The organism is Amycolatopsis coloradensis (assembly GCF_037997115.1).
GTDB lineage: Bacteria > Actinomycetota > Actinomycetes > Mycobacteriales > Pseudonocardiaceae > Amycolatopsis > Amycolatopsis coloradensis_A.
The window spans coordinates 7,588,786-7,604,369 of sequence record NZ_CP150484.1; the positions used below are offsets into that span (position 1 = coordinate 7,588,786).

Sequence of the window (15,584 nt, forward strand, 5' to 3'; positions counted from 1 at the left end):
CTCACGCCTGGCGCGAGGANTCAGGCTCGACAGGTCGTACCGCGCGCGGACGTCCTCGGGCAGCTGCTGGATCTCTCTTCCTCACGCCTGGCGCGAGGAAGGGGGCCTTTCTGTACTGGACCGACCGAAAAGGTCAGTCGTCGTCGTTCGAGCCGAGGGCCGTCTTCGAGACCTGCATGAGGAACTCGATGTTGGTCTTCGTCTTGCGCAGTCGCGAGATCAGCAGGTCGATGGCCTGCTGCGAGTCCAGCGCGTGCAGCACCCGGTGCAGCTTGTGGGTGACCGCGAGCTCGTCCGGCGAAAGCAGCAGGTCTTCCTTGCGGGTACCGGACGGGTTGATGTCCACCGCGGGGAACACGCGCCGCTCGGCGATCTTCCGGTCGAGCTTGAGGTCCGCGTTCGCGGTGCCCTTGAACTCTTCGAAGATGACCGTGTCGCCGGTGGACCCGGTTTCGACCATCGTCGTGGCGAAGATCGTCAGCGAACCACCGTTCTCGATGTTGCGCGCCGCGCCGAGGAACCGCTTCGGCGGGAACAGCGCCGTCGAGTCGACACCACCGGAGAGGATCCGGCCGGACGCCGGGGCCGCCAGGTTGTACGCACGGCCGAGACGGGTGATCGAGTCGAGCAGCACGACGACGTCGTGGCCCATCTCGACCAGGCGCTTCGCCCGCTCGATGGCCAGCTCCGCGACCGAGGTGTGGTCGGACGGCGGGCGGTCGAAGGTCGAGGCGATGACCTCACCCTTCACCGACCGCTGCATGTCGGTGACCTCTTCCGGACGCTCGTCCACGAGCACGACCATCAGGTGGCACTCGGGGTTGTTCGTCGAGATCGCGTTCGCGATGTCCTGCATGATCGTCGTCTTGCCGGCCTTCGGCGGCGACACGATCAGGGCACGCTGCCCCTTGCCGACCGGCATCACCAGGTCGATGACGCGGGTGGTGAGCTTGTGCGGCTCGGTCTCGAGGCGCAGCCGCTCGTTCGGGTACAGCGGCGTCAGCTTCGTGAACTCGGGACGGCGCTTGGACTCGTCCGGGTCCAGGCCGTTGATCGAGTCGACGCGCACCAGCGGGTTGAACTTCTGCCGCTGCTGCTCACCGTCACGCGGCTGGCGCACGACACCGGTGATGGCGTCACCGCGGCGCAGGCCGTACTTGCGGACCAGCGAAAGCGAGACGTACACGTCGTTCGGCCCGGCGAGGTAGCCCGAGGTGCGCACGAACGCGTAGTTGTCGAGCACGTCCAGGATGCCCGCGACCGGCAGCAGGACGTCGTCCTCGCGGATCTCGGTGTCGGGCGAACCGCCCTGTTCACGGCCACCGCCGGAACCACGGCGGCGACGGTCGCGGAAGCGACGGCCGCGACGGCCGCCTTCCTCGTCGTCGTCGCCCTGCGGGCCCTGGCCCTGCCGCTGGCTGTTGTCCTGGCCGCCGCCCTGCTGGTTGCGCTGGCGGTTGTCCTGGCCACGGCCGTCGCGGTTGCCCTGACGGTTACCGCCTTCGCCGCGGTCACCCCGGTCACCACGCTCGCCACGCTCACGCTGTTCACCGCGCTCACGCTGCTGACCGCCCTGCTCGGGCGACCCCGCGGCACGGTTGGAGCCGCGGCGACGACGGTTGCGGCCGCCCTCTTCCTGCTGCGGCTGGCCGTCCTGCTGGGAGTTCTCCTGCTGCGCCGGCCGCTCGGCGGCGGGCGCGGAGCCGTTCTCCGAGACCTTCTCGGTCTTCTCGGCCTTCTCGGCGCGAGGAGCCTCGGCCGGAGCGGCTTCGGCCTTCGGGGCCTCCTGCTTCGGGGCCTCCGTCTTGGGCGCTTCGGCCTTGGGAGCCTTGCGCGGTGCATCGATCCCCTCGAGCGGAAGCGTTTCGCTCGCCGCGGCGGGGGTCTTGCGCTTGGTCTTGCCCTGGCGCTCGCGGATGGCCGCGATCAGATCGCCCTTGCGCATACCCGTGGTCTCGCCGATGCCAAGGTCCCCAGCGATCGAGCGCAGCTCGGCGACGGTCTTGCCGGTCAATCCGCCGACCGTGCGCTTGGGAGCCACGGCGCCGTTCGACTCGGCGGCGCCACCTTCGACGTCGCTCAAAAGATCGGTGTTGCTCACAAATGTCCTTCCTGACCGATCCACGCCTCCAGGTGGATCAGCGGACCGCCGCTCGCGTCCGATTGCGAAACGGCGTAATTGGCCCCCGATACGGGCGATCAGCTCCTCGGCCGTGTTGAACACAGCTAGAAGGCCTCCAGCACAGGGATTTGCGTCCTCCAAACGGAGGAAGCGGAATTCGGCACCGCCGGAACCGGGAACCCGCCTGCGTCCATCCGCTACTCCCCGCTTGCCAGGCGGTGTACGGAACTGGCGGATCAACGAAGGATGCGGGCCAAGGATGACACTGGTCACCTGGACCGGCACCGGGTGCGGAAACGCACGGTGATCGAACGCCCCCGAGGGTAGACCGCACCACGGCCGGGTGCAACAACCACCCCCCGCGTGGCGGGGCGAGGCTCTCGCATGTGACCGAGGCTTTACTGAGCCGCAACCTGAACGCCGCCCGGATCGATCGGCAGCTCGGTGACGTCGAAGGACGTAACGTCGACGCCCGCCGGGAGTATTCCCCCGGTGGTCAGCGCGAGCACCGTCGGACCTGCTCCGGAGATGGCCGCGGCCACTCCTTCGGCCCTCAGCGCGCGCACCAGTTCGCTGCTCGCCGGGTACGCGGGCGCCCGATAGTGCTGATGGAGCCGATCTTCGGTCGCGGAGAGCAACAGGTCCGGGCGCGAGGTGAGCGCGTGGACCGCGAGCGCCGCCCGGCCCGCCGTGAACGCCGCGTCGGCATGCGGGACCTGGGCGGGGAGCAGCCCGCGGGTGGCGTCGGTCGAGGACCGCAGCGCCGGGACGGCGACCACGGGCCGGATGTCGTGATGTGGCTGGAGCCGTTCGGCACGGAACCGCTCGCCCTCGGTCCACGCCACCACGAAGCCGCCCAGCAGGCTCGCCGCGGCGTTGTCGGCGTGTCCCTCGAACCCGGCGGCCAGCTGCAGCGCGTCTTCGTCCAGGGGCTTCTCAGCCAGCGCGTACGCCGCCGCGACACCGGTCACGACGGCGGACGCGGACGACCCGAGGCCGCGAGCGTGCGGGATGGCGTTGAAGCAGCGCAGGTGCAGGCCCGGCGGGCGGACGCCGAGGTGCTCACAAGCGCGCCGGAAAGCGCGGACGACCAGGTGCGACTCATCGGTCGGGACGTCCTCCACACCGCCCGCGCCGACGTCGATCACCTCGATCTTGAGGCCGGCGTCGGTGATCCGGAGTTCGACCCGGTCGTACAGCGCCAGGGCGAGGCCGAGCGAGTCGAATCCCGGGCCGAGGTTCGCCGATGACGCCGGGACCTTGACCTCGATCAGCGTCATCGCAGGTCCAGCGCGGCGGCGACGGCGGTCGGGTCGACGGCCAGCGGCTCGACCTCGACGTTGCCCTCCAAGGCCGTGGCCGGATCCTTCAGACCGTGTCCGGTGACGGTGCACACGACGGTCGAGCCCTTCGGCAGGCGCCCGTCGGCGGCCGTGGCGAGCAGGCCCGCGACGCTGGTCGCCGAAGCGGGCTCGACGAATACGCCTTCCTTGCGGGCGAGCAGCCGGTACGCCTCGAGGATCTTATCGTCGGTGATCGCTTCGAACAGGCCCGCGGACGCGTTCTTCGCCTTCATCGCGCCGTCCCAGGACGCGGGGCTGCCGATGCGGATCGCGGTCGCGATGGTGTCCGGATCGGCCACCGGCTCGCCGTGCACGAGTGGCGCGGCACCGGCCGCCTGGAACCCGAACATCCGCGGGGTGTTCTTCACCACACCGTCGCCCGCGTACTCGGAATACCCGGCCCAGTAGGCGGTGATGTTGCCCGCGTTGCCGACGGGCAGGCAGTGGATGTCCGGCGCCCGGCCGAGGACGTCGCAGATCTCGAACGCGGCCGACTTCTGGCCGGCGATGCGCACCGGGTTCACCGAGTTGACCAGGGTCACCGGGTAGTCGATCGCGGTCTTCTGCGCCAGTTCGAGGCAGTCGTCGAAGTTGCCGTCCACCTGGAGGATCCTCGCACCGTGCAGCACGGCCTGGGCGAGTTTGCCCATCGCGATCTTGCCCTGCGGGACGAGCACCGCGCAGGTGAGCCCGGCGCGGGCGGCGTAGGCCGCGGCCGACGCCGAAGTGTTGCCGGTGGAGGCGCAGATGACGGCCTTGAGCCCGCTGGCGAGCGCGTGCGTGATGGCCACGGTCATCCCGCGGTCCTTGAACGACCCGGTCGGGTTCGCGCCTTCGACCTTGAGGTGGACCTCGCAGCCGGTCAGTTCCGAGAGGTGCGGGGCGGGCAGCAGCGGGGTGTTGCCTTCGCCGAGGGTGATCACCTTCGCGCCGGACGGCACCGGGATCCGGTCGGGATAAGCCTGGATGATCCCGGGCCACGGTTGGGGAATCACTGGTCTTCGCCTTCCACACGCATCACACTGACGACCTGGTTCACCACATCGAGTTCGGCAATGTCGTCCACAGTGGACCGCAATGCCGCGTCCGGCGCCAGGTGGGTGACCACGACCAGGCTGGCCGTGTCGTTCGCGTCGCGCTGCCGCACCGCGGCGATGCTGACACCGTGCCCGGCGAACGCCTGGGCCACCTGGGCGAGGACGCCCGCTCGATCGGCCACGTCGAGACTGACGTGGTACCGCGTCGGCGTCTGGCCCATCGGCCTGACCGGGAGCGCGGCGTGCGCGGATTCGCGCGGGCCACGGCCGCCGACGACCCGGTTTCGAGCCACCGCGACGAGGTCGCCGAGCACGGCACTCGCGGTCGGCGCGCCACCGGCGCCCTGACCGTAGAACATGAGCTCACCGGCGGCGTCGGCCTCGACGTAGACGGCGTTGTACGCGCCACCGACCCCGGCGAGCTGGTGGTTGCGCGGGATCATCACCGGATGCACGCGCGCCGAAACGGATTCGGTGCCGTCGTCGGCGGTCACACGCTCGCAGATGGCGAGCAGTTTCACCGTGCGGCCCAAGACGTTCGCCGCGGCGAGGTCCGACGCGGTGACGTCGGCGATGCCTTCGCGGTGCACGTCGGACGCGGTCACCCGGGTGTGGAACGCGAGAGAGGCGAGGATCGCGGCCTTGGACGCCGCGTCGTAACCGTCGACGTCGGCGGTCGGGTCCGCCTCCGCGTAGCCGAGCCTGCTCGCCTCTTCCAGCGTTTCCGCGTAACCGGCGCCGGTGGAGTCCATCGCGGACAGGATGTAGTTGGTGGTGCCGTTGACGATGCCCATCACGCGGGTGATGCGGTCGCCGGCCAGCGATTCGCGCAGCGGGCGCAGCAACGGGATCGCCCCGGCCACGGCCGCCTCGAAGTACAGGTCGACGCCCGCCGCGTCGGCGGCCTCGAACAGCTCCGCGGAGTGCTCGGCCAGCAGCGCTTTGTTCGCCGTGACAACGGATTTCCCGGCCTTGAGCGCGTCGAGCAGCCACTGCCGCACCGGCTCGATGCCGCCGACCAGTTCGACGACGACGTCGACGTCCGGGGAGGTCACGAGCTTCGCCACGTCGGAGGTCACCAGCTCCGGCGGCAGCTCGGGGTGCTTGTCGGGGCGCCGCACCGCGATACCCGCCAGCTCCACCCTGGCGCCCGCCCTGGCGGCGAGCTCCTCGGCCTGCTCGGTGAGCAGCCGGACCACTTCGCCACCGACCGTCCCGCAGCCCAGCAGGGCGACCTTGATCACGCGTCCGTCCACAGTAGACACTTGCTAGACCTCCAGGCGCAGCATGTCGTCCGTCGTCTCTCGCCGCAGCAGCACGCGGGCGCTGCCGTTGCGCACGGCCACCACCGCGGGCCGCGGCTGCCGGTTGTACCCGCTGGCCATCGAGTAGCAGTACGCCCCGGTGGCCGCCACGGCGAGCAGGTCGCCGGGAGCAAGGGTGTCGGGGAGCCAGCAGTCACGGACGACGATGTCGCCGGACTCACAGTGCTTTCCCACGACCCGGGACAGCGCGGCGCTCGCCTGGCCGTCCCCGTCGTCGTCGGCCGACCGGGATACGAGACGACAGTCGTACACCGCGTCGTAGAGGGCGGTGCGGATGTTGTCGCTCATGCCGCCGTCGACGCTGACGTAGCGGCGGGCGGCCTTGTCGCCGAGCGAGACGTCCTTGATGGTGCCGACCTCGTACAGCGTGATCGTGCCGGGGCCGGCGATGGCGCGGCCCGGCTCGCCGGCGATCTTCGGCACCGGAAGGCCCGCGTACTCGCATTCCTTGCGGACGATCTCGCGGATCTGCGTGATCATCTGCGCGGGCGGGGGCGGGTTGTCCTTGTCGGTGTAGGCGATACCGAAGCCACCGCCGAGGTCGACGATCGACAGCTGGTCGAGCAGATCGGTGCCGTGCTCCTTGGCGAGTTCGGCCAGCAGGCCGACCACGCGGCGGGCGGCGACCTCGAAACCGTCGGCGTCGAAGATCTGCGAACCGATGTGGCTGTGGAGGCCGATCAGCTTGAGCGACGGCGCGTTGAGCACGCGGCGCACGGCCTCGGCCGCGTCACCGGAAGCCAGCGAGAAACCGAACTTCTGGTCCTCGTGCGCGGTCGCGATGAATTCGTGGGTGTGCGCCTCGACGCCGACGGTCACCCGGATGAGGACGTTCTGCACGACGTCGTTCCGGGCGGCGACGTCGGCCAGCCGCGCGATCTCGTGATAGGAGTCGACCACGACCGTGCCGACGCCGGCTTCGACGGCGGCTTCCAGCTCGGGCAACGACTTGTTGTTGCCGTGGAAGGTGATCCGCTCGGCCGGGAAGTTCGCGCGCTGCGCGACGGCGAGCTCGCCGCCGCTGCAGACGTCCAGGCTCAGCCCCTGTTCGGCCACCCAGCGGGCGATCTCGATGGACAGGAACGCCTTGGACGCGTAGTGCACGAGCGCCGGGTCGTCGAACGCCTCGGCGTAGTCGGCGCACCGGGACTTGAAGTCGGCCTCGTCGACGACGAACAGCGGCGTGCCGTATTTCTCGGCGAGCTCGCGGACGTCGACACCGGCGATGCGGACGACGCCGTCACCGCCGCGGAAAGTGTTTCGAGGCCAGACTTTCGGGTACAGCCTGTCGAGTTCTTCGGGACTCGACGGCGGGAAACCGGAGGCGTCGGCGTGGGGGTAGACGTCGGCGTGGCGGGGGCCCGCGGGGTGAGCCATTTGCTTTTACATCCGTTCCGGAGCAGAGACACCGAGCACGTTGAGGCCGTTCGCCAGCACCTGGCGGGCGGCCTGGCACAGCGCGAGCCGGGCGAACGTGAGGGGGGTGGCCTCCTCGTCGCCCTGGGGAAGGACACGGCCGACGGTGTAGAACTTGTGGTACGCGGCGGCGAGTTCTTCGAGGTACCGGGCGACGCGGTGCGGTTCACGCAGCTGTGCGGCCCGGCGGAGGACGGTCGGGAATTCGCCGATCGTGCGGATCAGATCGCCCTCGGCGGGCAGCGTAAGCAGGCCGAAGTCGACTTCGCCATCGGTTTTCAGGCCCAGGTCGGAAGCGTTGCGCTGCAACGAGGCCAGCCGCGCGTGGGCGTACTGGACGTAGTAGACCGGGTTGTCGTTGGAATGCTTACGCAGCAGGTCGAGGTCGATGTCCAAAGTGGAATCGACCGAGTAGCGGATCAGCTCGTAGCGAGCCGCGTCGACGCCGACGGTGCCGACCAGGTCCTCCATGGTGATCACGGTGCCGGCGCGCTTGCTCATCCGGACGGGTTTGCCCTCGGAGACCAGGTTGACCATCTGGCCGATCAGCACCTCGACCACGGCCGGGTCGTCACCGAACGCGGCCGCGGCGGCCTTCAGGCGGGCGATGTAGCCGTGGTGGTCCGCGCCGAGCATGTAGATGCAGAGGTCGAAGCCGCGCTTGCGCTTGTCCTGGAAGTAGGCGAGGTCACCGGCGATGTAGGCCGGGTTGCCGTCCTTCTTGATGACGACGCGGTCCTTGTCGTCGCCGTGCTCCTTGGACTTGAGCCACCAGGCACCGTCTTCGAAGTACAGGTTCCCGGAGTCCTTCAGCTGCTGGACCGAGGACGCCACGGCGCCGGACTCGTGCAGCGAGTTCTCGTGGAAGTAGACGTCGAAATCGGTGCCGAAATCGTGCAGGCTCTGCTTGATCTCGGTGAACATCAGCTCGATGCCGACCCGGCGGAAGGTCTCGGCCCGCTCGTCGTCGGGCAGCGAGAGCGCGCTCGGTTCCTGGCGGATGACCTCGGCGGCGATGTCGTTGATGTAGCCGCCCGCGTAGCCGTCCTCGGGGGCGGGCTCGCCCTTGGCGGCGGCGATCAGGGACCGGACGAAGCGGTCGATCTGCGCGCCGTGGTCGTTGAAGTAGTACTCGCGGGTGACCTGGCCGCCCTGCGCGGACAGCACGCGGCCCAGCGCGTCGCCGACCGCGGCCCAGCGGGTGCCGCCGAGGTGGATCGGGCCGGTCGGGTTCGCCGAGACGAACTCGAGGTTGATCTTGACGCCCGCCAGCGCGTCACCGAGGCCGTACTTCTCTCCGGCGTCGAGCACCTGCCGGACGATCTGGCCCTGCGCGTCGGCCGCGAGCCGCAGGTTGAGGAAGCCCGGCCCGGCGACCTCGGCAGATTCGATGCCGTCGGTGGCCGAAAGCGCCTCGGCCAGCGCGTCGGCGAAGTCGCGGGGCTTCATGCCCGCCTTCTTGGCCACCTGCAGCGCCAGGTTGGTCGCGTAATCGCCGTGCTCGGGATTGCGGGGACGCTCGATCGTCACCTTCTCCGGCAGCACGGAATCGTCGAGGCCGCGCGCGGCGAGAACCTGCACGGCGGAGTTACGGACCAGGTCGGCGAGAGCTGCGGGAGTCACTCGCGGAATTCTAGGTGTGACCTGGTCCGGGCTTCGCAGCGACCGCCGGAAGGTGTGAGCCAAGCCGGTGATCTTCCGGCTGTTCACGGTGATCAGACGCGCGGTCTCTACACTGGCCCGCGCAGGGACCACCCCCTTTGGAGAACGCAGGAGCCATGGCTAACGGGACAACCAGAAAAAAGGGCGCGTCGTCGAAGAACGCCATGAAGGCCGCCCGTAGTTCCGTCGTGTCCAAGAAGGGCACGCCCTGGGGCACGATCATCGCCGTCGTCGCGATCGTCGTCCTGGCGGCCTCGGTGGTCACCTACTACATGGTCGCGTCGGCGCCCAAGCGCGAGCAGAAGACCCGCGAAGAGGCCGCTGCCGCCTTCGCGCCCTCGCAGCAGGACCCGGACCCCTCGAAGCGCATCCCCGGGGTGACCACGGCCACCTACGAGGGCTCCGTCCACGTCTCGGCCGCCGAGCGCGTCAACTACGACAAGACCCCGCCCTTCGGCGGTCCGCACGACCAGGCCTGGGCCGCGTGCAACGGCGTCGTCTACGAAAAGGCCGTCCGCAACGAGAACATGGTCCACGGTCTCGAGCACGGCGCCGTCTGGATCGCTTACAACCCGCAGCAGGTCACCGGCGAAGCGCTGGACCTGCTGAAGGTGCGCGTCGAGGGCAAGCCGTACATGGTGATGTCGCCGTACCCGAACCTGGACAAGCCGATCTCCGTGCAGTCCTGGGGCCACCAGCTGAAGCTGGACTCCGCCTCCGACGAGCGGATCGACCAGTTCGTCGCCGCGCTGCGGACCAACCCGTTCGGCGCGTACCCCGAGCGTGACGCCACCTGCGACGCGCAGATCGAGCCGGGCGACTTCGACCCGACCCCGCCGGGCCCGGACGCGAAGCCGATGGACTACAAGGGCACCGCGGGCACGGAGCAGGACCGGCCCGGCACCGGCCAGAGCGGCGTGCCTTCCGTGCCCGCCACCCAGCCCTCGGCGCCCGCGAGCAAGTAGTGAGCCAAGTGGACCCCGATCCCCAGGACGAAGCCTCACGGTCGGCCAAGAGCCGATGGCTGGTGATCGGGGCCGCCCTGGTCGTCATGCTGATCCTCGGCTTCGGCCTCGGCGCGCTGACGACCAGGCTGATCGACTCCGAACCGGAGCAGACGACGCCGGGCGCGGGCTCGGTCGAGGTCGGCTTCGCGCAGGACATGTCGGTGCACCACCTCCAGGCCGTCACCATGGCGGGCTGGGCGCGGGACCACACGACCGATCCGGCGATCAAGACCCTCGCGTTCGACATCGAGCGCACGCAGACCGGCCAGGTCGGCCGGATGAAGGGCTGGCTGGGCCTGTGGGGCCAGCCCGAGCAGACGACCGGCGCCTACATGACCTGGATGACCGAGCCGATGTCCGGCCACGGCGGGCACGGTGGCGGCGACATGAAGCCGCCGAACGGCGCGCCGATGCCCGGGATGGCGACGTCGGCCGAACTGGCCAAACTGCGGTCGCTGACCGGCAAGGAGATGGACGTCTTCTTCCTCCAGCTCATGCTGCGGCACCACGAGGGCGGGACGGCGATGGCGCAGTACGGCCACGATCACACGTCGATCGCGGACGTGAAGTCGCTGACGCGGAGCATGCTCGTGTCGCAGGGTGCCGAGATCACCCTGATGAAGGGCATGCTCCAGGAGCGCGGCGCGGCCCCCCTCCCCGCCTGACGCCTTCCTCTCACGCATTTCGTCCTCTGAATGCGTCAGGGGAGCTACCAGGAGAGTTCCCGGCAGCGTTGAGCGCATTGGGGCACTTCTATCTGCAGGGTCGCGTGCTCGATCGAGTAGCGGTTCGCCAGGAGGTTCTGCGCCTCGGTCAGCACCTCGGCCTGCTCCACGGTCGGCGCGATGGTGAGGTGCGCCGAAGCGACCTCCATGCCCGAAGTCAGCGTCCAGACGTGCAGGTCGTGGACGTCCTCGACACCCTTCAGCCCGCCGAGTTCGGCCTGGATCCCGGCGACGTCGACGCCCTTCGGCGCGTGCTGGAACAGGATCCGCAGCGCGCGGCGGGCGAGGGCGTAGGTGCGGGGCAGGACGAAGAGGCCGATAGCGACACCGATGATCGGGTCGGCGTAGCGCCAGCCGGTCAGCAGCGTGATCGCGCCGCTGAGCAGCACACCGACGGACCCGATCAGGTCCGCGAGGACTTCGAGGTACGCGCCGCGGACGTTGATGCTCTCCTCCGCGCCCTTGCGCAGAATCAGGAACGAAGCGATGTTCGCGACGAGGCCCGCGGCCGCCGCCAGCAGGACGGGCAGGCCGGGCACGGCGGGCGGGTCGCTGATCCGGCCGATGGCCTCGACCAGGACGTAGCCCGCGACACCGAAAAGCAGGATGGCGTTGGCCAGGGCCGCGAGCACTTCGGCGCGGTAGAAGCCGAACGTCCGGGTGAGGGTCGGACCGCTGCGCCGGGCGAGCAGGATGGCCGCCAGCGCCATGCCGACACCGAGGACGTCAGTGAACATGTGCGCGGCGTCGGAGATCAGCGCGAGCGAGCCCGTGGCGAACCCGACGATGAACTCCATGACCATGAAGCCGGCGCCGATGACCAGGGCGATCGTCAAGCTCTTGAGGTAGCGGCCTGACGCGCTCGACGGCGAGGCCGTTCCATGCCCGTGCCCGTGACCCATTGCTCCGCCTCTCGTGAAGTCGACAGGCCGAATATATTGTCACATGCGCATATGTGCAATACAGGTGAGCCTAAATTCACCATGTCTTAAGCCACACATGGAAGCCATCCCCCAGGAGGGCCTTCCCGAAACCTGGACTCGCCACGCACCGCTACCGAAGCGACCGGAAGAACCCCCGCAACTGACCGACGAAGGCCTCAGGCTGCTCGAACGCGGCGAAGTGACCGCCCTCGGCCAGCACCTCGTACCAGCGAAGACCGGTGTAGCGCAGCTCCGCCCAGCGCCGGGACAGCCGGATGATCTCGCGCGGGAAGATCGAGATACCCGAAGGAACTTCAACGGCCGAGACGTCCTGTTTTTTGTTCTCCCAGTAGATCCGCGCCGACGAGGCCGCCGTCGCGGTGAACCAGTAGACGGAGATCGCGTCGAGCATCTGCCGCCAGGACAGCGCGGTCTCCGGCGAGCCGTCGTTGTCGGTCCACTCCCAGAACTTCTCGGCGATCCACGCCGCCTGTGCCGCCGGCGAGTCGGCGAGCCCGTAACCGAGCGTCTGCGGACGCGTGGCCTGCTGTTGCGCGTACGCCGACCCGACCGCGCGGAATCGCGCCAGGTCGCTGATCGCCGCCTTCTCCTCGGCCGTCGGTTCACCGAGAACGGCCTCGTCATACGGGACGCCCGCCATGGTGACGTGGACACCGACGAGCCGCTCCGGCACGAGCTTGGCGAGCATGTTCGTCACCCCGGCACCCCAGTCGCCACCCTGCGCGACGTAACGCTCGTAGCCGAGCCGCCCCATCAGCTCGTCCCAGGCCCGCGCGATGCGCTCGACGTTCCACCCCGTCGACGACGGCTTGTCACTCCAGCCGAACCCCGGCAGCGACGGCGCCACGACATGGAACGCGTCCGCCGGGTCACCCCCGTGCGCGGCAGGATCGGTCAGCGGCCCGAGCACGTCGAGGAACTCCACGACCGATCCCGGCCAGCCGTGCGTGAGCACGAGCGGTGTCGCGTCCGGCTCCGGCGAGCGAACGTGCAGGAAGTGGATCCCGAGACCGTCCACAGTGGTCTTGAAGCCCGGGAAAGCGTTGACCCGATCGGCCAGCCCGAAGTCGTAGTCCTCCGCCCAGTACCGGCACAGCTCCCGCGCGAAATCCAGCGGGACACCCTGCTCCCAGTCGTCCACGGTGGCCGGCTCGGGCCAGCGCGTGGCGCGCAGGCGGGCACGCAGGTCGGCAAACAGGACACGTTCCTCACGCCACTGGACCGCGCCGAACCGGAGCAGTCGACCGGGCTACTGGCGCGCCTCGTGGAGCACCACGCCGGTTAACGACCACCACTCGTGAGACCCTGCGGGGACATGCGCTAAGCTTCTAACGTCGCTCAGGCGGCAACGCCCTCGTAGCTCAGGGGATAGAGCACTGCCCTCCGGAGGCAGGTGTCGCAGGTTCGAATCCTGCCGAGGGCACACAGATCGACCATACGGTTCAGTTGCACATTTGTTCCATCGTCGGCGAGCGCGAACCGCTAGGTGCCCACTCTCTCAAAGAGAGCCGACGCCAATCGGTGACGCCTTACGAACGCCATCTGCTCAGCAGTAACGCCGCGACCGCCATCCGAAGGTCGCTTCGGGTCCGCTCCTCGCGCAAGCAAGTAAGCCGTGACATCCGCGTGCAGTGGCTCGCCCGTCTGCGTGTGACTGTCAACCTCGACGTCAATGGCATGGTGCAACAACGTAAGCCCAGCATGCTCTTCGTTGATGTCAGCGCCGCCATCGAGGAGTTCACGAAGAAGCGGAAGATCACCCCTCTCGACTGCCTGATGAGCAGGGCTCAAGTCATTCATCAGGGCCACCCCCGGAAACTCAGACGACGGAGCGGGTCCATGACCATCCTTCACATCCGCGCCTTCAGTACATCGATCTCGCAGCCCGGCGCGGCCGGATCGAAGCCGTGCTCGATCAGCCAGCGGACCGCTCGCAGGCTTCGCAACGACCACCACGCGTGGATCACGTTGAGGTCCACGTCGGCGCCGTAGCCCGACAAGACGTCTTCGAGACGCTCCTCGTGTCCGAGGGTCAAGGTGGCGAGGTCGAAGAGGGCATCGCCCTGCGCCGCCTCGGACCAGTCGATCACGCCGGTGATCTCGTCACCGTCGGCGAAGACGTGGGCGAGCTGCAGATCGCCGTGCGTGAACACCGGTGTCCACGGTCGAAGCGCGGCTTCGGCGATCTGGCGGTTGCGCTCGACCAGCTTCGGGGGCAGGACATCCTGCGTGATGAGCCATTCGCATTCGTTGTCGAGGTGCGCCGCGACCTCGTCGGGGCTTCGGCCCGGCCACGGTGGCAGCGGCGCGTCGTGCAGCGTCCGCAAGGCGGCGCCCGCCGCGGCCCATGCCTCCGGTGACGCGGTCGACGGACGGCCGAGGCGGCCGAGCGCTTCGCCGGGCAGGGCGGCAAGCGCGAGCACGGGCGGCTTTCGCCACAGAACCTCCGGGGTCGGGATCGGCGCCATGGTCATCGCCGCCACTTCCACGTCGGTGCGCGTTTGATCGGCGTCGATCTTCAGGAACACGTCACCGGCGCGCACGGTCGCGCAATCATGGTGGGCGACGACCACCTGGACCTCTTCCATAGCGGTCAGTATCGTCGCATACGGCGGACGGCGGAAATCATCCGATGACCGGAAAGAATGATCGCGGACAATTCGCTGAGCTGTCTCCAGAATTCACGGGACGTATTTCACCGAGCGGTTTATGGGCTTCCCTCCGTCGACGGGTCAAGTCCAGATTGCGTGGCTTCCGCGCTCCCGTCAAGCGACTTGCTGCCGTTCGGCCGTATGACGACGGACAGTAGCCGAGAACACTGGACACCGTCGAACACTCTGGCGACGCCGGAACCACCGATTGCGACTCACAGACCTTGACATCCACTCACACCAGCTCGAACATTGAAAAGGTTTGATATTCACCAAGTGTTCTGGGGGCTGGAAGATGTTAAACTGGCATAAGGAGAAAACTGCGGAGGGCGCGCAGATCCCCGCGGCCAGAAGGGAAGACGAGTGGGTCGCGGTCGGCTCGGACCCGCCGCTCGGCGAGATCGTCGAGGTCCCGCTCGACGAGTTGTCCGTGCGGGACACCCCGCGGGCGGCGGGCGTGGATCCCGCGTACGCACGGGTGCTCGCCGAGACGGATGCCCCGCTACCGCCGATCCTCGTCCACCGTCCCACGATGCGGGTGATCGACGGGACGCATCGGCTCCAGGCGGCGAAGCTGAAGCACGCCACCACGATCAACGTGCAGTTCTTCGACGGCGACGAGCAGGCCGCCTTCATCCTCGCCGTGAAGGCGAACATCGCGCACGGCTTGCCGCTTTCCCTCGCCGACCGCAAAGCCGCCGCCTGCCGGATCCTCGGCGCCCGCCCGCACTGGTCCGACCGGGCGATCGCGGCGGTCACGGGCCTTTCCCACAAGACGGTCGGCAAGTTGCGGCGGCGTTCGAGTGGGGAAGTTCCCCAGTCGAACGCCCACGTCGGCCGCGACGGCCGTGTCCGCGCGCTGGACCCGGCACAGGGCCGCCGCCGTGCCCACGAGCTGATCACGAGCAACCCATCCGCCTCGATCCGCGAGATCGCGCGCGGCGCCGGCGTTTCCCTGGCGACCGCGCACGACGTGCGTCACCGGCATCGCCTCGGCGAAGAGCAGGCGGCACGCGCCGCGGCCAGGCCGCGCCCCCGTCCGGCCGACGGCGGTGATCCCACGGGAGCGGACACCCAGGCGGCGGTGGAGCGGCTCCGGTCGGACCCCACCATCCGCTACACCGAGTCCGGCCGCACCCTCGTGCGACTGCTGGACGGGCATCTGAACGACCGCGACAAATGGGACCAGGTCGCGAGGAACATCCCCGAACACCGGCTGGAATTGATCTCCGAACTCGCCAGGGCGCGAGCGGAGGACTGGCGGCAGTTCGCGGAACTGCTGCAGAAGCGCAAGCGCTGACCGGACGTGAAGGGGGCTTTCCGTGCACGCGATGCACGGAAGATCGGAAGAG

Annotated in this window: 13 protein-coding genes and 1 tRNA gene; 4 read left to right on the forward strand and 10 right to left on the reverse strand. The window is 68.9% G+C overall.

Going from position 1 to position 15,584, the window contains the following annotated elements; all coding sequences use genetic code 11:
• Window positions 1–133 precede the first annotated feature (133 nt).
• The 6 genes from rho to argS all read right to left on the reverse strand — a co-directional run bounded on the left by rho (window position 134) and on the right by argS (window position 8,866).
• Window positions 134–2,101, reverse strand: a complete 1,968-nt coding sequence (rho, locus tag LCL61_RS35405) for a transcription termination factor Rho (protein ID WP_340683769.1) — start codon at window positions 2,099–2,101, stop codon at window positions 134–136.
• Window positions 2,102–2,520: 419 nt separating this feature from the next.
• Complete coding sequence (gene thrB, locus LCL61_RS35410) at window positions 2,521–3,402, reverse strand: homoserine kinase (protein ID WP_340683770.1); 882 nt, start codon at window positions 3,400–3,402, stop codon at window positions 2,521–2,523.
• Window positions 3,399–4,460, reverse strand: coding sequence for a threonine synthase (gene thrC, locus LCL61_RS35415; RefSeq protein ID WP_340683771.1), 1,062 nt, complete (start codon window positions 4,458–4,460; stop codon window positions 3,399–3,401). The genes thrB and thrC overlap by 4 nt, the downstream gene beginning before the upstream one ends.
• Window positions 4,457–5,767: a homoserine dehydrogenase gene (locus tag LCL61_RS35420; RefSeq protein ID WP_340683772.1), complete on the reverse strand. Its 1,311-nt coding sequence runs from the start codon at window positions 5,765–5,767 to the stop codon at window positions 4,457–4,459. The genes thrC and LCL61_RS35420 overlap by 4 nt, the downstream gene beginning before the upstream one ends.
• A 3-nt stretch (window positions 5,768–5,770) precedes the next feature.
• A complete protein-coding gene (lysA, locus tag LCL61_RS35425; protein WP_340683773.1) occupies window positions 5,771–7,204 on the reverse strand; it encodes a diaminopimelate decarboxylase in 1,434 nt (477 codons plus the stop codon).
• Window positions 7,205–7,210: 6 nt separating this feature from the next.
• Window positions 7,211–8,866, reverse strand: a complete 1,656-nt coding sequence (gene argS, locus LCL61_RS35430; RefSeq protein WP_340683774.1) for an arginine--tRNA ligase — start codon at window positions 8,864–8,866, stop codon at window positions 7,211–7,213.
• A gap of 203 nt (window positions 8,867–9,069) precedes the next feature.
• Between argS and LCL61_RS35435 the strand changes: the two genes are divergently transcribed.
• Window positions 9,070–9,870: a DUF3105 domain-containing protein gene (locus LCL61_RS35435; RefSeq protein ID WP_340688752.1), complete on the forward strand. Its 801-nt coding sequence runs from the start codon at window positions 9,070–9,072 to the stop codon at window positions 9,868–9,870.
• A gap of 8 nt (window positions 9,871–9,878) precedes the next feature.
• Entirely contained in the window at window positions 9,879–10,577 is a 699-nt protein-coding gene (locus tag LCL61_RS35440; protein WP_340683775.1) for a DUF305 domain-containing protein, read from the forward strand.
• A 44-nt stretch (window positions 10,578–10,621) separates the two neighbouring features.
• Here the strand turns inward: LCL61_RS35440 and LCL61_RS35445 are convergent, their stop codons facing one another.
• Both LCL61_RS35445 and LCL61_RS35450 read right to left on the reverse strand, forming a co-directional pair.
• Window positions 10,622–11,539 (reverse strand): cation diffusion facilitator family transporter, encoded by a 918-nt coding sequence (locus LCL61_RS35445; protein WP_340683776.1) that lies wholly within the window; start codon window positions 11,537–11,539, stop codon window positions 10,622–10,624.
• A 151-nt stretch (window positions 11,540–11,690) separates the two neighbouring features.
• On the reverse strand, window positions 11,691–12,779 hold the full coding sequence (locus LCL61_RS35450) for an epoxide hydrolase family protein (RefSeq protein WP_340688753.1): 1,089 nt from the start codon (window positions 12,777–12,779) through the stop codon (window positions 11,691–11,693).
• A 152-nt stretch (window positions 12,780–12,931) separates the two neighbouring features.
• Here LCL61_RS35450 and LCL61_RS35455 point away from each other — a divergent pair.
• Window positions 12,932–13,004, forward strand: a tRNA-Arg gene (locus tag LCL61_RS35455).
• A 59-nt stretch (window positions 13,005–13,063) separates the two neighbouring features.
• Here the strand turns inward: LCL61_RS35455 and LCL61_RS35460 are convergent.
• Both LCL61_RS35460 and LCL61_RS35465 read right to left on the reverse strand, forming a co-directional pair.
• A complete protein-coding gene (locus LCL61_RS35460; RefSeq protein ID WP_340683777.1) occupies window positions 13,064–13,381 on the reverse strand; it encodes an ankyrin repeat domain-containing protein in 318 nt (105 codons plus the stop codon).
• A gap of 50 nt (window positions 13,382–13,431) precedes the next feature.
• Complete coding sequence (locus LCL61_RS35465; RefSeq protein WP_340683778.1) at window positions 13,432–14,169, reverse strand: phosphotransferase family protein; 738 nt, start codon at window positions 14,167–14,169, stop codon at window positions 13,432–13,434.
• Between the two features lie 358 nt (window positions 14,170–14,527).
• Here LCL61_RS35465 and LCL61_RS35470 point away from each other — a divergent pair, with 358 nt between their 5' ends.
• Window positions 14,528–15,532 carry a ParB/RepB/Spo0J family partition protein gene (locus LCL61_RS35470; RefSeq protein WP_340683779.1) on the forward strand — a complete coding sequence of 335 codons (1,005 nt, stop codon included), beginning with the start codon at window positions 14,528–14,530 and terminating at the stop codon, window positions 15,530–15,532.
• Window positions 15,533–15,584 lie beyond the last annotated feature (52 nt).